The 19,611-nt window shown below is 69.8% G+C and carries 18 protein-coding genes; 9 read left to right on the top strand and 9 right to left on the bottom strand.

Annotated features, from left to right (window positions below; genetic code table 11):
* Positions 1-83 precede the first annotated feature (83 nt).
* Complete coding sequence (locus tag A5753_RS13135; RefSeq protein ID WP_067128277.1) at positions 84-1,601, bottom strand: APC family permease; 1,518 nt, start codon at positions 1,599-1,601, stop codon at positions 84-86.
* A gap of 99 nt (positions 1,602-1,700) precedes the next feature.
* Here A5753_RS13135 and A5753_RS13140 point away from each other — a divergent pair, with 99 nt between their 5' ends.
* Positions 1,701-3,110 (top strand): NAD(P)/FAD-dependent oxidoreductase, encoded by a 1,410-nt coding sequence (locus A5753_RS13140; protein WP_156656087.1) that lies wholly within the window; start codon positions 1,701-1,703, stop codon positions 3,108-3,110.
* Positions 3,111-3,114: 4 nt separating this feature from the next.
* On the opposite strand, the gene manA is transcribed toward A5753_RS13140, so the two are convergent.
* The 4 genes from manA to A5753_RS13160 form a co-directional block, all read right to left on the bottom strand.
* Complete coding sequence (manA, locus tag A5753_RS13145; RefSeq protein WP_067128284.1) at positions 3,115-4,341, bottom strand: mannose-6-phosphate isomerase, class I; 1,227 nt, start codon at positions 4,339-4,341, stop codon at positions 3,115-3,117.
* 8 nt (positions 4,342-4,349) lie between these two features.
* Positions 4,350-5,450, bottom strand: coding sequence for a TobH protein (locus A5753_RS13150; RefSeq protein ID WP_067128287.1), 1,101 nt, complete (start codon positions 5,448-5,450; stop codon positions 4,350-4,352).
* Positions 5,447-6,844, bottom strand: a complete 1,398-nt coding sequence (locus tag A5753_RS13155) for a phosphomannomutase/phosphoglucomutase (RefSeq protein ID WP_067128289.1) — start codon at positions 6,842-6,844, stop codon at positions 5,447-5,449. Before A5753_RS13155 ends, A5753_RS13150 begins: the two co-directional genes overlap by 4 nt.
* Positions 6,845-6,916: 72 nt before the next feature.
* A complete protein-coding gene (locus tag A5753_RS13160; RefSeq protein WP_197694681.1) occupies positions 6,917-7,366 on the bottom strand; it encodes a DUF3499 domain-containing protein in 450 nt (149 codons plus the stop codon).
* 188 nt (positions 7,367-7,554) lie between these two features.
* Here A5753_RS13160 and A5753_RS13165 point away from each other — a divergent pair, with 188 nt between their 5' ends.
* Complete coding sequence (locus A5753_RS13165) at positions 7,555-7,977, top strand: metallopeptidase family protein (protein WP_067128295.1); 423 nt, start codon at positions 7,555-7,557, stop codon at positions 7,975-7,977.
* A 55-nt stretch (positions 7,978-8,032) separates the two neighbouring features.
* On the opposite strand, the gene A5753_RS13170 is transcribed toward A5753_RS13165, so the two are convergent.
* Positions 8,033-8,371 (bottom strand): WhiB family transcriptional regulator, encoded by a 339-nt coding sequence (locus tag A5753_RS13170; protein ID WP_066868492.1) that lies wholly within the window; start codon positions 8,369-8,371, stop codon positions 8,033-8,035.
* A gap of 389 nt (positions 8,372-8,760) precedes the next feature.
* Between A5753_RS13170 and cofD the strand changes: the two genes are divergently transcribed.
* The 3 genes from cofD to A5753_RS13185 all read left to right on the top strand — a co-directional run bounded on the left by cofD (position 8,761) and on the right by A5753_RS13185 (position 11,768).
* The gene (gene cofD, locus A5753_RS13175; RefSeq protein ID WP_067128297.1) at positions 8,761-9,762 is read left to right on the top strand and encodes a 2-phospho-L-lactate transferase; all 1,002 of its coding nucleotides are present in this window, start codon (positions 8,761-8,763) and stop codon (positions 9,760-9,762) included.
* On the top strand, positions 9,759-11,111 hold the full coding sequence (locus tag A5753_RS13180) for a coenzyme F420-0:L-glutamate ligase (RefSeq protein WP_067128299.1): 1,353 nt from the start codon (positions 9,759-9,761) through the stop codon (positions 11,109-11,111). Before cofD ends, A5753_RS13180 begins: the two co-directional genes overlap by 4 nt.
* A gap of 120 nt (positions 11,112-11,231) precedes the next feature.
* Entirely contained in the window at positions 11,232-11,768 is a 537-nt protein-coding gene (locus A5753_RS13185) for an NUDIX hydrolase (RefSeq protein ID WP_067128514.1), read from the top strand.
* A gap of 36 nt (positions 11,769-11,804) precedes the next feature.
* On the opposite strand, the gene A5753_RS13190 is transcribed toward A5753_RS13185, so the two are convergent.
* Genes A5753_RS13190 through rfbD form a run of 3 tightly spaced genes read right to left on the bottom strand, consistent with a single transcriptional unit; the run spans position 11,805 to position 14,671 of the window.
* On the bottom strand, positions 11,805-12,881 hold the full coding sequence (locus A5753_RS13190; protein ID WP_067128302.1) for a sugar phosphate nucleotidyltransferase: 1,077 nt from the start codon (positions 12,879-12,881) through the stop codon (positions 11,805-11,807).
* A gap of 1 nt (position 12,882) precedes the next feature.
* Positions 12,883-13,773 carry a glycosyltransferase family 2 protein gene (locus tag A5753_RS13195; RefSeq protein WP_067128305.1) on the bottom strand — a complete coding sequence of 297 codons (891 nt, stop codon included), beginning with the start codon at positions 13,771-13,773 and terminating at the stop codon, positions 12,883-12,885.
* On the bottom strand, positions 13,766-14,671 hold the full coding sequence (gene rfbD / locus A5753_RS13200; RefSeq protein ID WP_067128308.1) for a dTDP-4-dehydrorhamnose reductase: 906 nt from the start codon (positions 14,669-14,671) through the stop codon (positions 13,766-13,768). Before rfbD ends, A5753_RS13195 begins: the two co-directional genes overlap by 8 nt.
* Positions 14,672-14,769: 98 nt before the next feature.
* Between rfbD and A5753_RS13205 the strand changes: the two genes are divergently transcribed.
* From A5753_RS13205 to ctpC, 4 genes are all read left to right on the top strand, one after another.
* Positions 14,770-16,242, top strand: coding sequence for an LCP family protein (locus A5753_RS13205; protein WP_067128311.1), 1,473 nt, complete (start codon positions 14,770-14,772; stop codon positions 16,240-16,242).
* A gap of 6 nt (positions 16,243-16,248) precedes the next feature.
* Positions 16,249-16,977: a TIGR03089 family protein gene (locus A5753_RS13210; RefSeq protein WP_197694682.1), complete on the top strand. Its 729-nt coding sequence runs from the start codon at positions 16,249-16,251 to the stop codon at positions 16,975-16,977.
* A gap of 101 nt (positions 16,978-17,078) precedes the next feature.
* Positions 17,079-17,360 carry a DUF1490 family protein gene (locus A5753_RS13215; RefSeq protein ID WP_067128315.1) on the top strand — a complete coding sequence of 94 codons (282 nt, stop codon included), beginning with the start codon at positions 17,079-17,081 and terminating at the stop codon, positions 17,358-17,360.
* Between the two features lie 9 nt (positions 17,361-17,369).
* On the top strand, positions 17,370-19,601 hold the full coding sequence (gene ctpC / locus A5753_RS13220) for a manganese-exporting P-type ATPase CtpC (protein ID WP_067128318.1): 2,232 nt from the start codon (positions 17,370-17,372) through the stop codon (positions 19,599-19,601).
* Positions 19,602-19,611 lie beyond the last annotated feature (10 nt).

Below are 19,611 nucleotides of genomic sequence, written 5' to 3' on the forward strand. Positions count from 1 at the left end.
GTCACACCACGTTGAGATTGGACAATACCGCTGTGTGCGTCTTCTGTCTAGACAAAAGACGTTGATTTGTAAAGGGGCGTTGCCTAGGGGACTGGGCTATTGGGGTCGGCCTCGAGCGCGTCGCTGCGCACCGTCTCCCTGTCCTCACGCCGGCCCAGCACCGAGTGCCGGTAGCCGTAGCCGGCGTAGATGGCCGTGCCGACCACCAACCAGACCGCGAACCGGACCCAGGTGAGCGCGGTGAGGTTGAGCATCAGCCACGCACACGCGGCGATCGAGGCGATCGGGAGCAACGGCACCCACGGCGCCTTGAAACCGCGCTCCAGATCCGGCCGCGTCCGGCGCAGCACCATCACGCCGGCCGAGACCAGGACGAAGGCGAACAGCGTTCCGACGTTCACCATCTCTTCGAGCTTGGTGATGGGAAACACCGAGGCCGTCACGGCCACCACCACGGCAACCAGCACCGTGATCCGCACCGGGGTGCCGTGCGAGCCGGTCTTGGCCAGGGAACGTGGCAGCAGCCCGTCGCGCGCCATGGCGAACAGGACCCGGCACTGGCCGAGCATCAGCACCATCACCACGGTGGTCAGTCCCGCCAGCGCGCCGATGGAGATGATCTTGCTCGCCCAATGGATGCCGTTCGCGGTGAAGGCGGTGGCCAGGTTCGCCTGGCCACGGCCCTGGACCGTCTTGAGCTGGGTGTAGGAGACCATGCCGGACAGGACGATGGCGACGGCGACGTAGAGCAGGGTGACGATGCCCAGCGACGCCAGGATTCCCCGCGGCACATCGCGCTGCGGATTCTTGGTCTCCTCGGCCATGGTGGCGACGATGTCGAACCCGATGAACGCGAAGAACACGATCGACGCCCCCGCCAGCACGCCATACCAGCCGTAGTGGCTGCCGTGCGCGCCGGTCAGCAACGACAGGACGGACTGGTCGATGCCCTTGGCATCGCGGCCGGCCTCCGCCTTCGGGATGAACGGCGAGTAGTTGGCGCGCTTGATGTAGAAGGCGCCGACCACGACGACGAAGATCACCACCGACACCTTGATCGCGGTGATCACCGCGGAGAACCGCGATGACAACTTGGTGCCCAAGGCGATCAGGGTCGCCACCCCCGCGACGATCACCAACGCCCCCCAGTCCAGCTGGGCTGAGCCGAATTTCGCGGTGCCGCCGGCGAATCCGAACACGGTACCCAGATAGCTCGACCAGCCCTTGGCCACCACCGCGGCACCGATCGCCAGTTCCAGCACCAGGTTCCAGCCGATGATCCAGGCCAGGAACTCCCCGAAGGTGGCGTAAGAGAAGGTGTAGGCGCTACCGGCCACCGGCAGCATCGAGGCGAACTCCGCGTAGCACAGCGCGGCCAGCGCGCACGTGCCCGCCGCGATCACGAACGACACCCAGATGGCCGGTCCGGTGATGTCGCCGGTCGTCGACGCGGTGACGGTGAAGATGCCGGCGCCGATCACCACCGCGACGCCGAACACCACCAGGTCCCGCCAGGTGAGGTCCTTGCGCAGCTTGGTGTCGGGCTCGTCGGTATCGGCGATGGATTGCTCGATCGATTTGGTCCGCCATCGATTGGCCATGCATTCGCCCTTTCCCGGCGCTGGGAGCCGTTGGTCCGTCACAGTACTGGGTACTCTCGGCAAATGCCGGATAGCGGAGCAACGGCCAGGGATCATGCCGTGGTCATCGGGGGGAGCATCGCCGGTCTTTGCGCCGCTCGGGTGCTTTCGGATTCGTATTCGCAGGTGACGGTGTTCGAGCGCGACGAGTTGCCGGCCGAGCCGGCGAACCGGGCGACGGTTCCCCAGGACCGGCACCTGCACATGCTGATGGCCCGCGGGGCGATCGAATTCGAGGGTCTTTTCCCGGGCCTGCTGGACGACATGGTGAGCGCGGGGGTGCCCAAGCTGGAGAACCGGCCCGACTGCATCCACCTCGGGGCCGCGGGCCACGTGCTGGGTACCGGGCAAACCCTGCGCGACGAGTTCACCGCCTACGTGCCCAGCCGCCCGCATCTGGAATGGCAGTTGCGACAACGGGTCCGCGGCATCGACAACGTCACCGTCGCGCGGCGCTCGGTGGCCGAGCCGCGGTTCGACCGGGCGCGACAGCGGGTGACCGGCGTGCTGCTCGATCCGGCCGACCCCGAAAGCAAGGAGCCCGAATTCGTCGCCGCGGACCTGGTCGTCGACGCGGCGGGCCGGGGCACCCGGCTGCCGGTGTGGCTGGCGGAATGGGGATTCGAGCGCCCGGTCGAACAGGAGCTGGACATCGGCATTCATTACGCGACCCAGCGGTTCCGCATCCCCGACGGGCTGATCGCGGAGAAGGTGGTGGTCGCCGGCGCGTCGCATGACCTGTCGCTGGGTCTCGGCATGCTCTGCTACGAGGACGGCACCTGGGTCCTCACCACCTTCGGTGTGGCCAACGCGAAACCGCCGCGGACCTTTCCCGAGATGCTCGGGCTGGCGCAGCGGCTACTGCCGGACCACTTCAACGCCGCGCTGACCCGGGCCGAGGCGCTGGGCGAGCCGGCGTTTCACGCCTTCCCGGCCAGCAAATGGCGCCGCTACGACAAACTGGAGCGCCTGCCGGCGGGCATCGTCGCCTTCGGCGACGCGGTGGCCAGCTTCAATCCCACCTTCGGGCAGGGCATGACGATGACCTCGCTGCAGGCCGGCCATCTGCGCCGCGCGCTGCAATTCCCGGACGATCAAGTCGCCGCGGAGCTGAATCGGGCCACCGCCAAGAGCACTTTCCCGGTGTGGACGATGAACGCGATCGGCGACGTGACGTTCCACCATGCCGGCGCCAAGCAGCCGGTCCCCTGGTGGTGGCGGCCCTCAGGGGCGCTGTTCGACCAGTTCCTGGGCGCCGCCGAGACCGAACCCGTTCTGGCGGAATGGTTCTTGCGGCGGTTCTCGCTGCTCGACAGCCTCTACATGGTCCCGCCGCCGCGAATCATCGGCCGCGCGATGGCGCACAACCTGCGGCTCTGGTTCGGCGAGCGGCGCGAAGCCGCCAAACGTCGCGTGGAGACCGCGAGCGCGGCAGGACCGGGCCAAGCCGGTCGCCACGATCGGGCCTAGACCCTCACAGCCCGACCGTCGCCCTGAACAGCCTGGTGGGTTCGTGCGCCTCCAGCCGGATCGGGGCGTCGTCGGCGGCCAACCAGGCGGCCATCCCCCGCTTCAACGTCAGCGAGCCGGATTTGCCATGCACCGTCGTCGAACCCTGGCTGCACAGCAGGATCTGCGGGCCCTCGTGGCTACACGTCGCGTCCACCTCGTGGCCGACGTACTCGTCGTCGAGCTCCAACAGCGCGACCGCGAACTCGTCGGTCGGCGTCTCATAGATCAGTCCGAAGCCCTCGCGGCGGATCCGCGGCCGCAGCTGCTCCTCGGTGGTGGGCGCGAAGTCCAGCACCCGCAGCAGCTCGGGCACGTCGACGTGCTTCGGGGTCAGGCCGCCGCGTAACACGTTGTCCGAGTTGGCCATCACCTCCACCGCGAAACCGCGCAGATAGGTGTGCAGATTTCCGGCGGACACGAAGATGGCCTCGCCCGGGGCCAGGCTGATGCGGTTGAGCAGCAGCGCCGCCAGCACGCCGGCGTCGCCTGGGTAGCGCTCGCCGAGCTCCAGCACCGTCTTGGCCTCGGGCGCGAATTCTGTTGCGCCCGAGCTGAGGTACGAGATGGCGCCGTCCAGGACGGCGGTCACCAGCACGTCGATGTCCGGCTGCGGCGCGGTGATCCAGGTGGTGAACAGCGCGCGCAGTCCGTCGGCGTCGGACTGGTCGTTCAGCAGGTCGATGAACGGGTCCAGGTCCGAAACGGCCAGCGCCCGCAACAGCTCGACGGTGCGCGACGCCTGCCGGAATCCGGCCAGCGCCTCGAACGGGTGCAGCGCCACCAGCAGCTCGGGCTTGTGGGAGGTGTCGCGGTAGTTGCGCACCGGCGAGGTCAGCGGAATGCCGACTCGCTCCTCGCGGAGGTATCCCTCCGCCGCCTGCGCGGCGCTGGGGTGCGCCTGCAGGGACAGCGGCTCGTCGGCGGCCAGCACCTTGACCAGAAACGGCAGCACGTCGCCGAAACGGGCCCGCGACGCCGGGCCGAGCTGGCCCTCCGGGTCGTCGACCAGCGCCTCGAGCAGTGTGATTTCGCCGTTGTCCGTTTCCAGCCACGCCGGATCGCCCGGGTGCGCCCCAAACCACAGCTCCGCCTCCGGGTGCGCCGCCGGCACCGGACGCTCGGTGAATTCGGCGATAGCGGTACGCGAACCCCAGGCGTAGGTTCTCAAGGCCCCGCGAAGCAGTTCCACTGTTGTATCTATCCCCGCACCAGTCGCATATAAACCGCGGCCATTTCCAGCCGGACGGCCAATACTGCCAGCTGCTGTTCGGGGCTGCCGGGTCCCCCCAGCGCCGGCGAAACGCCGTAACCGGCCGAGCCGCCGGGCCCGTCGGGCACGTCCTCGGCGGCGAGCAGGTACACGTTGTCCAGTCCGGCAGTCCGGGCGGCCACGCCCGCCTGCTCGGCGGCCAGGACGACGGTCAGCACCCGCAACCGCGCGGGCGGCGGTCCGTCGATCTCGTCGTCGTGAAACAGCGCGGCGTCGGGATCTTCGAAGCCGTCCGACGCCGCGGCGCGCAGGGCGACCAACGCGTCCGCCAGCCCGGTAGCCGGAGTCACCTGGTTCGCGACCCGCAGCAGCACCGAGCTGCCGTGCCGGGCCAGCGCGAGCGTCGCGGCACCGTCGCCGGCCAGCGCCACCTGCCGCTCGGCGATCCGCGCGGCCAGCAGCTTGGCCGGGTTGGTGAACAGCTCGCGGGCGGCACTGTTGCGCAGCGCCTCGGCGTCCAGCTCGTCGGCGAGCAACGCCAGGTCAACATTGGGCCGGGGGTCCACGGCGTGCAGCAGGGCGAGCCCGGCGGCCAGGTACCGGCACAGGCCGAACTCGTCGGGAACCCACAGCCGCGGCGCCAACACCGCCGCGCCCCCGGCGGTGGCGTCCCGCAACGGACCCTCGTAGGGCGCCGCCACGACCACCCGGGCGCCCCGGCGCAACCCGGTGGCGGCCGCGGCGGCCAGCGCGGGATCACCCGGGTCGCCGCCCGCGACGACCAGCACATCGAGCGGACCCAACCACGGCGGTGCCTCGTCGGCGAGAGTGAAGGGCTGGGAAGCGGTTCCACCCATGGTCGCGGCCAGCATCGTCCCGGCGGTTTCGGCGGTGCCACGCCCGGCGACCCAGACGACGCTGCGCGGACGGTCGTCGGCGACCAGCGAGGCCAACCCACCCTCATCGACCGCGGCGGCGACCGCACGCACCTGGGCACCGGCCGACGAAGCGGCGCGCAGCAGACCGTCGCGGTCGGCCGCCAGCAGGCCCTCGGTGTCCGCGAGATCGATTGCCCGGGTGGCGTTCACGGCGCGGCCTTCACGCCCGCCGAGGCCGCCGTTATTTCGGAACTGATCTGGGCGACCACCGCGGCCACGTCCTCTACCGTGCGCGCCTCCACGTTCAGCCGCAGCAACGGCTCGGTGTTGGAGCTGCGCAGGTTGAACCAGCTGCCGTCGCCCAGGTCGGCCGTCACCCCGTCCACATGATCGAGGGAATGGATCCGGGCGCCGAACGACTTCAGCACCGCTTCGGTGCATCGCGCGGCGTCGGCGACGGTGAAGTTGATTTCGCCGGACGATTCGTAGCGCTGGTAATCCGCCGTCACCTCCGACAGCGGGCGGTCCTGCTCGCCGAGGGCGGCCAGCACGTACAGCGCCGCAAGCATCCCCGAGTCGGCACCCCAGAAGTCGCGGAAGTAATAGTGCGCCGAGTGTTCGCCGCCGAAGATCGCGCCGGTGTCGGCCATCAGCGCCTTGATATAGGAGTGCCCCACCCGGGACCGCAGCGGGGTGCCGCCGCGCTCGGCGACGAGTTCGGGTACCGCGCGCGAGGTGATCACGTTGTGGATGATCGTCGCGCCGATCTCCCGGCTCAACTCACGGGCGGCCACCAGGCTGGTCACCGTCGACGGCGACACGGGGTGGCCGCGTTCGTCGACCACGAAGCAGCGATCGGCGTCGCCGTCGAAGGCCAGCCCGATGTCGGCGCCGGTCTCGCGCACGAAAGCCTGCAGGTCTTCCAGATTGGCCGGGTCCAGCGGGTTGGCCTCGTGATTGGGAAATGAGCCGTCGAGCTCGAAGTACAACGGCTCCAACGTGATCGAGCCGATCGGCCCGAGCACGGCGGGCGTGGTGAGACCGGCCATGCCATTGCCGGCGTCCACGGCCACCCGCAGCGGGCGCAGCCCCGAGGTGTCCACCAGCGACCGCAGGAAATGTCCGTAGTCGGCCAGCACGTCGCGATCGCTCACTTCTCCGGGTGCCCCGTCGTAGTCGTCGACCCCGGCGATCACGTCGTCGGCGACCAGCCGCAGCCCGGTCTCGGCGCCGACCGGTTTGGCCCCCGCCCGGCACAGCTTGATGCCGTTGTAGGCCGCCGGGTTGTGGCTCGCAGTGAACATGGCGCCGGGGCACTCCAGCAGTCCGGAGGCGAAGTAGAGCTGATCGGTTGAGGCCAGGCCGATGCGCACAACGTCCAGTCCCTGGCTCGTCACCCCGGCGGCGAACGCGGCGGCCAGCGCGGGCGAACTGTCCCGCATGTCATGGCCGATCACGACCTGGCGGGCGCCCTCGCCGCGCATCAGTTTGGCGAAGGCTGCGCCGAGATCGGTGACCAGCGGCTGGTCGAGCTCTTCGCCGACTAGCCCACGTACGTCGTAAGCCTTGACGACACGGTGGACAGTCGCGGCGGGCCGAGGCATGCGGGACTCCTGACGACGTGAACTCTTGGCGTCAGCCTATCGGGCTACGGAGAACTGGGGCCTAGTCGCTGGCTAGTCGCTGGGATCGGGCAACACACGCAGATGTCCGCGGCGGCGTCCGGAGCGATGCTCGGGCGGCGCCAGCAGGCTACTACTGGGCGCGGTGGCCTGAGCTCCGCCGTGATGGATGTGCGCATCGGAGAACCCGTTCACCGGCGTCGCGGCCGCGGCGTACGGCACGCCGCGATCGCCGCCCTCGCGAACCGCGTCGGCCAGGGCGACCAAGTCGTCCTCGTCGGGATGGGCGGGTTCGGCAAGGAGGGGCCCGGAATGGCGCACGAGCTCCCACCCGCGGGGCGCGGTGATCCGGCCGGCATGGTTGACGCACAAATCCCAGGAATGCGGTTCCCGCGCGGTCGCCAACGGACCGACGACTGCCGTCGAGTCCGAATAGACGAACGTCAGGGTCGCCACGGCGTAGTGCGGGCACCCGGGCCGGCAACAGCGACGGGGAACGTTCACGATCGAAAGGCTATCGTGCGCAAACGTCGCCGAAGCGCCGGACACGCGCAACTGGCCGGCCCTCGATGTGCAACCGTTACCATCGGCGCGTGGGTGATTCGCGCAGTTCCCCGCGAAGCGATCGGTTCGCCGACGGATCGGCTCCGCGCCGGACCGGGACCCACCGACTCTTCCGCCGGGGCCGCGATATGCGCGGCCCGCTGTTGCCCCCCACCGTGCCGGGGTGGCGCACCCGCGCCGAGCGATTCGACATGGCGGTGCTGGAGGCCTACGAACCCATCGAGCGAAGCTGGCAGGATCGGCTGGCCGAACTCGACGTCGCGGTCGACGAGATTCCGCGCATCTCGGCCAAGGATCCCGACAGTGTGCAGTGGCCACCCGAGGTGATCGCCGATGGGCCGATCCCGCTGGCGCGGTTGATCCCGGCCGGCGTTGACATCCGCGGCAACTCCACGCGGGCACGAATTGTGTTGTTCCGCAAGCCGATTGAGCGACGGGCCAAGGACACCGTCGAGCTCGGCGACCTGCTGCACGAAATCCTGGTGGCCCAGGTCGCGATCTACCTAGACGTTGAGCCGTCGGTCATCGATCCGACGATCGACGACGAATAACTTCTGCTTGCGCGTCGGGCGTCGAACGCTCAACGCGCGTTGCGATCAGCGTGCGTCAGATTATGCCGCGCTTGAGGCGGCGGCGCTCGCGTTCGGACAAACCGCCCCAGATTCCGAAGCGCTCGTCGTGCTCGAGGGCGTACTCGAGGCACTCATGACGCACCTCGCAACCCAGGCAGATCTTCTTGGCCTCGCGGGTGGAGCCACCCTTTTCCGGGAAGAAGGCCTCGGGGTCGGTCTGGGCGCACAGCGCGCGGTCCTGCCATTGGTCGGCGGCCGGCTCCGGCATGGGCTCGGGCTCGAATGCGATTGGCGCATCAGGGACCACGGTCAAATGCGGCCGAGCGGGGCGGTCCAGTGCCGGGTCGATGTCGGTGTGCGGCGTGCTCGCGATGGCGCTTCGAAAAGTGTCGTAAGACATACGGTCGTCCGCCTCCTCAGCTTGATTGAGAGAGTGTGTTTGGTTTCCCACTGTTCTGATGTACAGACAATTCGAACAAGTGATCGAATCTCGGTCTGCGACACCGGAGTCGGCCGGCCAACCGGGAAATGACACTGTTGTGATTAGACACGGGTTGACCTGCCGGGTCAAGCACTTCGGCGCATTTCCATACCATCTCGTGATCGAATTTCGGCGTTTCTGTTGTTTTGGGCCTTCGGCGTGTCGATCACACGGCCCTCAACTTTCCCAGCAGTCGCCCATAACCCGTGGGGAACCGCAACTTTGAGGCACCCCCGACGGGCCCACCACGGAGCTGCCGCCGGGCAGTACTGTCGTGCAATGTGAAGGTCACCGTTCTGGTCGGTGGGGTTGGCGGCGCCCGCTTCCTGCTGGGGGTTCAACAGCTGTTCGGGCTCGGTCAATTTGAGACGCAACGGCACCCGGACACGGAGGCCAGCAGTCACGAACTGACGGCGATCGTCAACATTGGCGATGACGCCTGGATTCACGGACTGCGAATCTGCCCCGATTTGGACACCTGTATGTACACCTTAGGTGGAGGTGTAGATCCGGAGCGAGGGTGGGGGCACCGAAACGAAACCTGGCACGCCAAAGAGGAATTGGCGCGCTACGGGGTGCAGCCCGACTGGTTCGGACTCGGTGACCGTGACCTGGGCACGCACCTGGTGCGCACCCAAATGCTCAACGCCGGCTACCCCCTGTCGCAGATCACCACCGCGCTGTGCGACCGCTGGCAACCCGGCGCGCGGTTGTTGCCCGCGAGCGACGACCGGTGCGAGACCCACGTGGTGATAACCGATCCCGACGACGGCAGCCGGCGGGCCATTCACTTCCAGGAATGGTGGGTGCGCTACCGGGCCCAGGTGCCCACGCACAGCTTCGCCTTCGTCGGAGCCGAAAAGGCGGCTGCCACAATTGATGCCACCGCGGCCATCGCCGACGCCGACGTCATCCTGCTGGCGCCCTCGAACCCGGTGGTGAGCGTCGGCGCCATCCTGGCCGTCCCCGGCATTCGCGGCGCGTTGCGCGCCGCACGCGCACCGATCGTCGGCTACTCGCCGATCATCGGTGGAAAGCCTTTGCGCGGCATGGCCGATGCCTGCCTGTCCGTGATCGGGGTCGAATCCACCGCCGAGGCGGTCGCCCGGCACTACGGCGCGCGCCGCGACACCGGCATCCTGGACGGCTGGCTGGTGAGCGAAGACGATCGCGCCGACATCGACGGCGTCGCGGTGCGCTCGGTGCCGCTGGTGATGACCGACCCGAAGGCGACGGCCGAGATGGTCAAGGCCGGGCTCGACCTGGCGGGGGTGACGCCATGACCTCTCCACCCGGCGAGCACGGCACCGCCGCAGCCATCGAAATCCTGCCCGTCGCCGGGCTGCCCGAATTCCGGCCCGGCGACGACCTGGGCGCGGCCGTCGCCGCGGCGGCCCCGTGGCTGCGCGACGGCGACGTCGTCGTGGTCACCAGCAAGGCGGTGTCCAAATGCGAGGGCCGGCTGGTGCCGGCGCCGCAGGACCCCGAGGAGCGCGACCGACTGAGGCGCAAGCTGGTCGACGACGAAGCCGTCCGGGTGCTGGCCCGCAAGGGCCGAACCCTGATCACCGAGAACCGGATCGGCCTGGTGCAGGCCGCCGCGGGCGTCGACGGATCCAACGTCGGGCGCGACGAACTGGCGCTGCTGCCGGTCGACCCCGACGGCAGCGCCGCGGCGCTGCGGGCCGCGCTGCGCGAGCGGCTCGGTGTCGCGGTCGCCGTGGTCATCACGGACACAATGGGCCGCGCCTGGCGCAACGGCCAGACCGACGCGGCCGTCGGCGCGGCGGGTCTTGCTGTGCTGCACGGCTATTCGGGGGCGGTCGATCAGCACGGCAACGAGCTGCTGGTCACCGAGGTGGCGGTGGCCGACGAGGTCGCCGCGGCCGCCGATCTGGTCAAGGGCAAACTGACCGCGATGCCGGTGGCGGTGGTGCGCGGCCTGTCCGTGACCGACGACGGCTCGGCGGCGCGGCAGTTGGTGCGGTCGGGCACCGAAGACCTGTTCTGGCTGGGCACCGCCGAAGCCCTCGAGGCGGGGCGTCGGGAGGCGCAGCTGCTGCGCCGATCGGTGCGCCGGTTCAGCGCCGAGCCGGTGCCGGCGGATCTGCTGGAAGCCGCCGTCGCCGAGGCGCTGACCGCGCCGGCCCCGCACCACACCCGCCCGGTGCGGTTCGTCTGGCTGCAGACCGCGGCCACCCGTACCCGGCTACTGGATCGCATGAAGGACAAGTGGCGCGCCGACCTCGCCGGCGACGGCCGGCCCGCCGACTCGATCGACCGCCGGGTGGCGCGCGGCCAGATCCTCTATGACGCGCCGGAAGTCGTCATCCCGATCATGGTGCCCGACGGCGCCCACTTTTATCCCGACGCCGCCCGCACCGACGCCGAGCACACCATGTTCACCGTGGCGGTCGGCGCGGCCGTGCAAGCCCTGCTGGTCGCCCTGGCGGTGCGCGGGCTGGGCAGCTGTTGGATCGGCTCGACGATCTTCGCCGCCGACCTGGTGCGCGCCGAGCTCGGGCTGCCCGCCGACTGGGAGCCGTTGGGCGCCATCGCCATCGGCTATGCCGCCGAACCGGCCGGGCCGCGCGATCCGGCAGGACCCGGTGATCTGCTGATCCGCAAGTAATACTGAGCCCATGAAGTTCGCCGGCCGCCGCGTGCTCATCGAGGGCCGAAGATTGCCGGCCGAGGCGGCGGCGCAGTGCCGCGCGGCGCGGGTGTCGTCGCGGGATCGGCGGGGGCCACGATGAGCGTTCGGGAGTCCGCGATCGCGATGCTGTCGGATTGGCAGCCGCCCGACCCGGCCCAGGATTCGTTGCGCCACGCGGTGTTGGCGTTCGTGCAGGCCCGCAGCGATGCGTGCCGGCGCGAGTGCGTGCCGGGCCACGTGACCGCGTCGACGCTGGTCCTCGACCACTCCGGCAGCCAGGTGCTGCTGACCTTGCATCCCCGCCTCGGCCGGTGGGTGCAGCTGGGCGGCCATTGCGACGATGACGACGCCGACGTCCTCGCCGCCGCACTGCGCGAGGCCACCGAGGAGTCCGGGATCGACGCGCTGGCGATCGAGCCCCGTCTGGCCGCGCTGCACGTGCACCCGGTGACCTGCTCGTTGGGCGTGCCGACCCGCCATCTGGATCTGCAGTTCGTAGCGCACGCCGCGGCCGGCGCGCAGATCGCGATCAGCGACGAGTCCGACGATTTGCGGTGGTGGCCCGCCGACGCCCTGCCCGAGGGGACGGATTACGCGCTGGCGTATCTGGTCGCCCAGGCCGTGCGAGCGTGACAGTAGCGTCACGCTCGACGAACGAAGCCCGAGCGCCTAGACGTCGGACGAGTAGCGGATCCCGCCGTCGGGAATCGACACGCCGGGCCACACCCGGGCGCCGCGCAACAACTCGCAGCGCGCCCCGATGTCGGCGCCGTCGCCGATCACGCCGTCGCGGATCAGCGCCCGCGGTCCGATGCGCGCGCCGAAGCCGATGATCGAACGCTCGATCACGCTGCCCGCCTCGACCTTGACGCCGTCGAAGATCACCGCGCCGTCCAGCCGGACGCCGGGGCCGATCTCCGCTCCCCGCCCGACGACCGTGCCGCCGACCAGCACCGCGCCCGGCGACACCGCCGCGCCGTCGTGCACCAATTGCTCGCCGCGGTGGCCGTGCAGCGCCGGCGACGGGGCGATGCCGCGCACCAGATCCGCTGAGCCGCGGACGAAGTCCTCCGGGGTGCCCATATCGCGCCAGTAGCTGGTGTCGACGTAGCCACAGACCTTCACGCCGGAATCAGACAGCAGCGCGGGGAACACCTCACGTTCCACCGAGACCTCCCGGCCGCGCGGGATGCGGTCGATCACCTCGCGCGAGAAGACGTAGCACCCGGCGTTGATCTGGTCGGTCGGCGGGTCCTGGGTCTTCTCCAGGAAGCCGGTGACGCGCCCCTCCTCGGTGGTCACGCAGCCGAACGCCCGGGGGTCGCCCACCCGGACCAGGTGCAGCGTGAGGTCTGATTCCTGAGCCGAGTGAAAGTCGAGCATCTGGCCCAGGTCGGCTCCGGAGAGCACGTCGCCGTTGAACACCATCGCCGTGTCGTGCCGCAAATGGCCGGCGACGTTGGCTATCCCGCCGCCGGTGCCCAGGGGCCGCTCCTCGGTGACGTACTCGATCTGCAAACCCAGCTTCGAGCCGTCGCCGAACTCGGCCTCGAACACCGCGGCCTGATACGAGGTGCTCAGGATGACGTGGTCGATGCCGGCCGCGGCGACCCGCGAGAGCAGGTGTGTGAGGAACGGCAGCCCCGCGGTGGGCAGCATCGGCTTGGGCGCGGACAGCGTCAGCGGCCGCAGCCGGGTGCCCTTGCCGCCGACCAGGATCACCACATCGACTTCTGCAGTCCCCACCTCAGTGTCGCCCTTCTAAAAGTTTCCGCCGCCCGGACGCGCGCAGCGCACTGCGCACCATCAGGCGCGAACGCACCATCAGCGAGGCGCGCAGTGTCCAGCGCAGCGGAGCGCGCAACCAACCGGAATGCCGGTCGGCCAGAAACATATACGTGCTCTCGTGGTGCGCGGCCAGGTGGCTGGCCGGGTCCGAGCCGGTGGAGTGGCCCTTGTGATGCAGCACCTCCGCCGACGGCACGTAGACGGACAGCCAGCCGGCCTTGCCGAGGCGGTCGCCCAGGTCGACGTCTTCCATATACATGAAGTAGCGCTCGTCGAACCCGCCGATCTGGCCGAACGCCGAACGCCGCACCAGCAGGCACGACCCCGACAACCAGCCCACCGGCCGCTCGCTGGGCTCCAGCCGCTCCTGGCGGTACGCCGCCGACCACGGGTTGCTCTTCCACAACGGCCCGACGACCGCGTGCATGCCACCGCGGATCAGGCTCGGCAGATGCCGCGCCGACGGATACACCGACCCGTCCGGATCGCGGACCAGCGGGCCCAGCGCGCCGGCGCGCGGCCAGCGCGACGCGGCGTCGAGCAGTTCGTCGATGCTGCCCGGGCCCCACTGCACGTCCGGGTTGGCGACGATCACCCAGTCGTCGTCGGGGTCCAGTTGCGCGACGGCGCGATTCACCGCGGTCCCGTAGCCGAGGTTGGCTCCGGTGTGGAACAGCCGCACGTTGGGGTAGCGGTCGACGGCCGCCTCCGGGGTGCCGTCGGTGGAGCCGTTGTCGGCCAGCAGCACGCACACCTCGCGCTCCGTGGCCAGCGACAGGGAAGCTAAGAAGCGTTCCAGGTGCGGACCCGGTGAATAGGTCACCGTTACGACCGGCAGGACGTCAGTCACGCGTAGAGGGTAACGGTCGATCGGCCGCTGCACCGTTATCGGCGGCGGCCAGCGCCGCGGCAAGCGCAGCGCGCCACGGCCGCAGGGGCCGCATCCCCGCCACTACGGACTGGCCGCTGGACAACGCGGAGTAGACCGGTCGGGGTGCGGGGCGGGGAAAGCGGTCGGTGGTGACGGGCCGCACCCGCTCCGGGTCGGCGCCGCATTCCTCGAAGACGGCGCGGGCCTGATCGAACCGCGAGCAGGCGCCCTCGTTGGCCGCATGCAGGATCGGACCGCGCGTGCGGTCGTCGACGATCTGCAGCAGCGCGGCGGCCAGGTCGCCGACGTAGGTCGGGGAGCCGGTCTGGTCGTCGACCACGTCCACCGGACCGTCGCCCGCGGCCAGCCGGCGCATGACGGCGACGAAGTCCTTGCCCGTGCCGCCGGTGTAGACCCAGGCGGTGCGGACCACGACCGCCTCGGGCAGCGCCGCCAGCACGGCCCGCTCCCCCGCTGCCTTGCTGCGGGCGTACACACTCTGCGGCGCGGTCTGATCGGTGGGCTCATAGGGCCGCGGCGGTGCGCCGCCGAAGTCGCCGTCGAACACGTAGTCGGTGGAGACGTGGACCAGGTGCGCGCCGGCCCGCGCGCAGGCGCGGGCGATGTGCCCGGGCCCGGTTTCGTTGACCGCGAACGCGCCCGCCTCGTCGGTTTCCGCGCCGTCGACGTCGGTGTACGCCGCGCAGTTGATCACCACATCCCCGCGCCGCACGATCCGCTCGGCCGCCGTGGGATCGGTGATGTCCCACTGCGCCGACGTCAGCGCCAGCGCGTCACGGCCCTGACTCGTCGCCAGCGAGGTCAAATAGCCGCCCAGCTGCCCGCCGGCACCGGAGATCACGATCCTGCCTGACATGGTTCGAGTCTGGCACGGCCCGGAAAGCGGCAACCAAGCCCGGGGCGCGCGGGCGCTGGCTACCGGTGAAGCCTCTGTGTCGCAAGTAATGTAGTGGGATGCCTGTGCAACGTGTGGTTCGTGTGATTGCCACCGCGCTGACGCTCGCGGTCGTCGTCGGCACCGGGATCGCGTGGAGCAATGTCCGGTCCTTCGAAGACGGCATCTTCCACATGTCCGCACCCTCGCTGGGCAAGGGCGGCGACGACGGCGCGATCGACATCCTGCTGGTCGGCATGGACAGCCGCACCGACGCGCACGGCAACCCGTTGTCGCAGGAGGAACTGGAAGCACTGAAGGCCGGCGACGAGGAAGCCACCAACACCGACACGATCATTTTGATCCGCATCCCCAACAACGGGAAGTCGGCCACCGCGATCTCGATCCCGCGCGACTCCTACGTCGCCGCCCCGGGGCTGGGCAAGACCAAGATCAACGGTGTCTACGGTCAGACCCGGGAAGCTAAGCGCACCGCCCTGGTCAAGGCCGGCGCCTCTCCCACCGAGGCCGCCGCGCAGGGCACCGAGGCCGGTCGCGAGGCGCTGATCAAGACCGTCGCCGACCTCACCGGCGTCACCGTCGACCACTACGCCGAGATCGGCCTGCTCGGCTTTTCGCTGATCACCGACGCTCTGGGGGGCGTCGACGTGTGCCTCAAAGAGCCGGTGTTCGAACCGCTTTCGGGTGCCGACTTCCCGGCCGGCCCGCAACGACTCAGCGGCCCCGAGGCGCTCAGCTTCGTGCGGCAGCGCCACGAGCTGCCACGCGGTGACCTGGACCGGGTGGTCCGCCAGCAGGTGGTGATGGCCTCGCTGGCCCACCGGGTCATCTCCGGCCAGACGCTGTCGAGCCCCACCACGGTCAGGCGGCTCGAGGCCGCCGTCCAGCGCTCGGTGGTGATCTCGGCCGGTTGGGACGTGATGGATTTCGTGCAGCAGATGCAGAAGCTGGCCGGCGGTAACGTCGCCTTCGCCACCATTCCGGTGCTCGACGGCGCCGGCTGGAGCGACGACGGCATGCAAAGCGTGGTGCGGCTGGACCCACATCAGGTCGCCGAGTGGGTGGGGGGCCTGCTGCACGATCAGGAACAGGGCAAGACCGAGGAGATCGCGTACACGCCCGCGAAGACCACCGCCAGCGTCGTCAATGACACCGACATCAACGGGCTGGCCGCGGCCGTATCGGATGTTTTGAGCGCCAAGGGATTTGCCGCGGGCACGGTGGGCAACAACGACGGCGGACACGTGAAGGCCAGCCAGGTGCGCGCCGCCAAGAGCGACGACCTGGGAGCCAAGGAGATCTCCAAGGAATTGGGTGGGTTGCCGGTGATCGCCGACACGTCGCTGGCGCCGGGTGCGGTCCGGGTGGTGCTGGCCAACGACTACAGCGGTCCGGGCTCGGGCCTGTCCGGCGGTGAGTCGGTCACGTCCGCCAAAGTGTCCACCGCCGGTGCGGTGGCGACCGACCCCAGGGTTCCCGCCCCGTCGCCGATCCTGACCGCCGGCTCCGACAAGCCGGAGTGCATAAACTAACGACCAGTGCCTCAACTGATCACGCTGAGCGAAGCCATCCTCGATCCGATGCTGCGGGCCGATCCGGTCGGCCCGCGCATCACCTACTACGACGACGCCACCGGAGAGCGCATCGAACTGTCCGGTGTGACACTGGCCAACTGGGCGGCCAAGACGGGCAACCTGTTGCGCGACGAGCTGGGCGCCGGACCGGCCAGCCGGGTGGCGATCCTGTTGCCCGCCCACTGGCAGACGGCGGCGGTGCTGTTCGGGGTGTGGTGGATCGGCGCCGAGGCGGTGCTGGCCGGCCCGGATGACGCGCCTTCGAACATAGCGCTGTGCACGGCCGAGCGACTCGACGAGGCCGACGACGCGGTCGCCGGCGGCGAGGTCGCGGTGCTGTCGCTGGACCCGTTCGGCCGCCCGGCACCCGAGCTGCCGATCGGCGTGACGGACTACGCCACCGCGGTCCGGGTGCACGGCGACCAGATCGTTGCCGAACCGCGGCCCGGTCCGGCGCTGGGCGGGCGATCGGTCGAGCAGGTACTGGCCGATTGCCAAACCTCGGCCGCGACAAGGGGTTTGACGTCGAGCGATCGGGTGCTGTCCGGCGCGTCATGGTCGCGGCCCGCCGAACTGGTGGACGGCCTGCTGGCGATCATGGCCGTCGGCGGCTCGCTGGTGCAGGTGGCCAACGCCGACCCGGCCGGGCAAGAGCGCCGAATCGAGACCGAGAAGGTCACCAGGGTGCTGTAAAGCCCTGCCGCCCCACCCGATACATATTGATATCGCTATATTGCGATGTTAACGTCGTGCAAGCATGAGCTGAACGCGCAGACGATGGGAAGGGTGCGGCAATGGCGGTGTACGGGCTCCTGGCGAAGGCGGCAGGCACGGTGGTCACCGGGTTGGTCGGCGTGACGGCCTACGAGGTGGTGCGCAAAGCCGTGGCCAAGGCGCCGCTGCACGAGACCGCGGTCAAAAGCGCCGAGCTCGGACTGCGTGGCACCCGCAAGGCCGAGGAGGCCGCCGAGTCGGCGCGCCTCAAGCTCGCCGACGTGATGGCCGAGGCCCGCGAGCGTATCGGCGAGGAGGCGCCCACGCCCTCGATCGCCGACACCCACGACCACGAGCACTGATCGGGCGATATGGACCTCGCCCTAGTCCCCGACATCACAGACGAGGCGCGAACCGAAGACCCTGCGCTGCAAGTCATTTCGGATGCCGCCGGGCGCATGCGGGTAGCCGTAGAGTGGGTGCGCGCCAACTCCCGGCGCGCCGTGGCGGTCGAAGAGGCCGTCGCCAAGTGTGATGGCGTGCGCGTGGTGCACGCCTACCCGCGCACCGGCTCGGTCGTCGTCTGGTACTCGCCCCGGCGCTGCGACCGCTCCGCGGTGCTCGCCGCAATCGGCGAGGCGCTGCACGTCGCCGCCGAGCTGATCCCGGTCCGCGCGCCGCATTCGGAGGAGATCCGCAACGCCGACGTGCTGCGCATGGTCATCGGCGGCGCCGCGCTGGCCCTGCTCGGGGTGCGCCGCTACGTCTTCGCGCGGCCGCCGCTGCTGGGACCCGGCGGCCGACTGTTTGCCACCGGCGTCACCGTGTTCACCGGCTATCCCTTCCTGCGCGGGGCGCTGCGCTCGTTGCGCTCCGGCAAGGCCGGCACCGACGCGCTGGTCTCGGCGGCGACGGTGGCGAGCCTGGTGCTGCGCGAGAACGTCGTGGCCCTCACCGTGCTGTGGTTGCTCAATATCGGTGAGTACCTTCAGGATCTGACGCTGCGCCGGACCCGCCGCGCCATCTCCGAATTGCTGCGCGGCAGCCAGGACACGGCCTGGGTCCGGCTACCCGACGGCCCCGAGGCGGGCACCGAAGTTCAGGTGCCGATCGACATCGTGCAGATCGGCGACGAGGTGGTGGTCCACGATCACGTCGCCATCCCGGTCGACGGCGAAGTGGTCGACGGCGAGGCGATCGTCAACCAGTCCGCGATCACCGGGGAGAACCTGCCGGTCAGCGTGGTGGTCGGCGCGCACGTGCACGCCGGTTCGGTGGTGGTGCGCGGACGCCTGGTGGTGCGCGCCCGCGCCGTCGGCAATCAGACCACCATCGGCCGCATCATCAGCCGGGTCGAGGAGGCCCAGCACGACCGGGCGCCGATCCAGACCGTCGGCGAAAACTTCTCGCGCCGATTCGTTCCCACCTCCTTCATCGTCTCGGCCATCACGCTGGCGATCACCGGCGACGTCCGCCGGGCGATGACCATGCTGCTGATCGCCTGCCCGTGCGCGGTGGGGCTGGCCACGCCCACCGCGATCAGCGCGGCGATCGGCAACGGCGCCCGCCGCGGCATCCTGATCAAGGGCGGCTCGCACCTCGAGCAGGCCGGCCGGGTGGACGCGATCGTGTTCGACAAGACCGGCACGCTGACCGTCGGCCGCCCGGTGGTCACCAATATCATTGCGCTGCATAAGGATTGGCAGCCCGAGCAGGTGCTGGCGTATGCGGCCAGCTCGGAGATCCACTCCCGCCACCCGCTGGCGGAGGCGGTGATCCGGTCCACCGAGGAACGCCACATCACCATCCCTCCGCACGAGGAGTGCGAGGTCCTGGTGGGCCTGGGCATGCGGACCTGGGCCGACGGCCGGACCCTGCTGTTGGGCAGTCCCGGGCTGCTGCGCGCGGAAAAGGTGCGGGTGTCCAAGAAGGCGTCCGAGTGGGTGGAACGGCTGCGCCGCCAGGCCGAGACCCCCCTCCTGCTCGCCGTTGACGGCAAGCTGGTGGGGCTGATCAGCCTGCGTGACGAGGTGCGCCCCGAGGCCTCCACTGTTCTGAAGAAGTTGCGCGCCAACGGTATTCGCCGGATCGTCATGCTCACCGGCGATCACCCGGACATCGCCGAAGTGGTGGCCGGCGAGCTCGGGATCGACGAGTGGCGCGCCGAGGTGATGCCGGAGGACAAGCTCGCGGCGGTGCGTGACCTGCAGGGCGAGGGCTACACCGTGGGCATGGTCGGCGACGGCATCAACGACGCCCCCGCGCTGGCCGCCGCCGACATCGGGATCGCGATGGGGCTGGCCGGAACCGACGTCGCCGTCGAGACCGCCGACGTGGCGCTGGCCAACGACGACCTGCATCGTCTGCTCGACGTGGGCGACCTGGGCGCTCGCGCGGTAGACGTGATCCGGGAGAACTACGGCATGTCCATCGCCGTCAACGCCGCCGGACTGATCATCGGCGCGGGCGGCGCACTGTCCCCGGTGCTGGCTGCGATCCTGCACAACGCGTCGTCGGTTGCCGTGGTGGCCAACAGTTCTCGGCTGATTCGCTACCGCCTGGACTCGCCACGCACCGCCCCGAACGGCGAGCGCGCCGGCTGAAGACTCAGCA

This window comes from Mycobacterium sp. 852002-51971_SCH5477799-a, assembly GCF_001667145.1.
Classification (GTDB): Bacteria; Actinomycetota; Actinomycetes; order Mycobacteriales; family Mycobacteriaceae; genus Mycobacterium.

Excerpts from the sequence above, each read along its gene's own strand:
- A5753_RS13135 (WP_067128277.1), bottom strand. The coding sequence starts at position 1,601 with ATGGCCAATCGATGGCGGACCAAATCGATCGAGCAATCCATCGCCGAT.
- A5753_RS13155 (WP_067128289.1), bottom strand. The coding sequence starts at position 6,844 with ATGCCTCGGCCCGCCGCGACTGTCCACCGTGTCGTCAAGGCTTACGAC.
- A5753_RS13165 (WP_067128295.1), top strand. The coding sequence starts at position 7,555 with ATGCGCGGCCCGCTGTTGCCCCCCACCGTGCCGGGGTGGCGCACCCGC.
- A5753_RS13180 (WP_067128299.1), top strand. The coding sequence starts at position 9,759 with ATGACCTCTCCACCCGGCGAGCACGGCACCGCCGCAGCCATCGAAATC.
- A5753_RS13185 (WP_067128514.1), top strand. The coding sequence starts at position 11,232 with ATGAGCGTTCGGGAGTCCGCGATCGCGATGCTGTCGGATTGGCAGCCG.
- rfbD (WP_067128308.1), bottom strand. The coding sequence starts at position 14,671 with ATGTCAGGCAGGATCGTGATCTCCGGTGCCGGCGGGCAGCTGGGCGGC.
- A5753_RS13205 (WP_067128311.1), top strand. The coding sequence starts at position 14,770 with ATGCCTGTGCAACGTGTGGTTCGTGTGATTGCCACCGCGCTGACGCTC.
- A5753_RS13215 (WP_067128315.1), top strand. The coding sequence starts at position 17,079 with ATGGCGGTGTACGGGCTCCTGGCGAAGGCGGCAGGCACGGTGGTCACC.
- ctpC (WP_067128318.1), top strand. The coding sequence starts at position 17,370 with ATGGACCTCGCCCTAGTCCCCGACATCACAGACGAGGCGCGAACCGAA.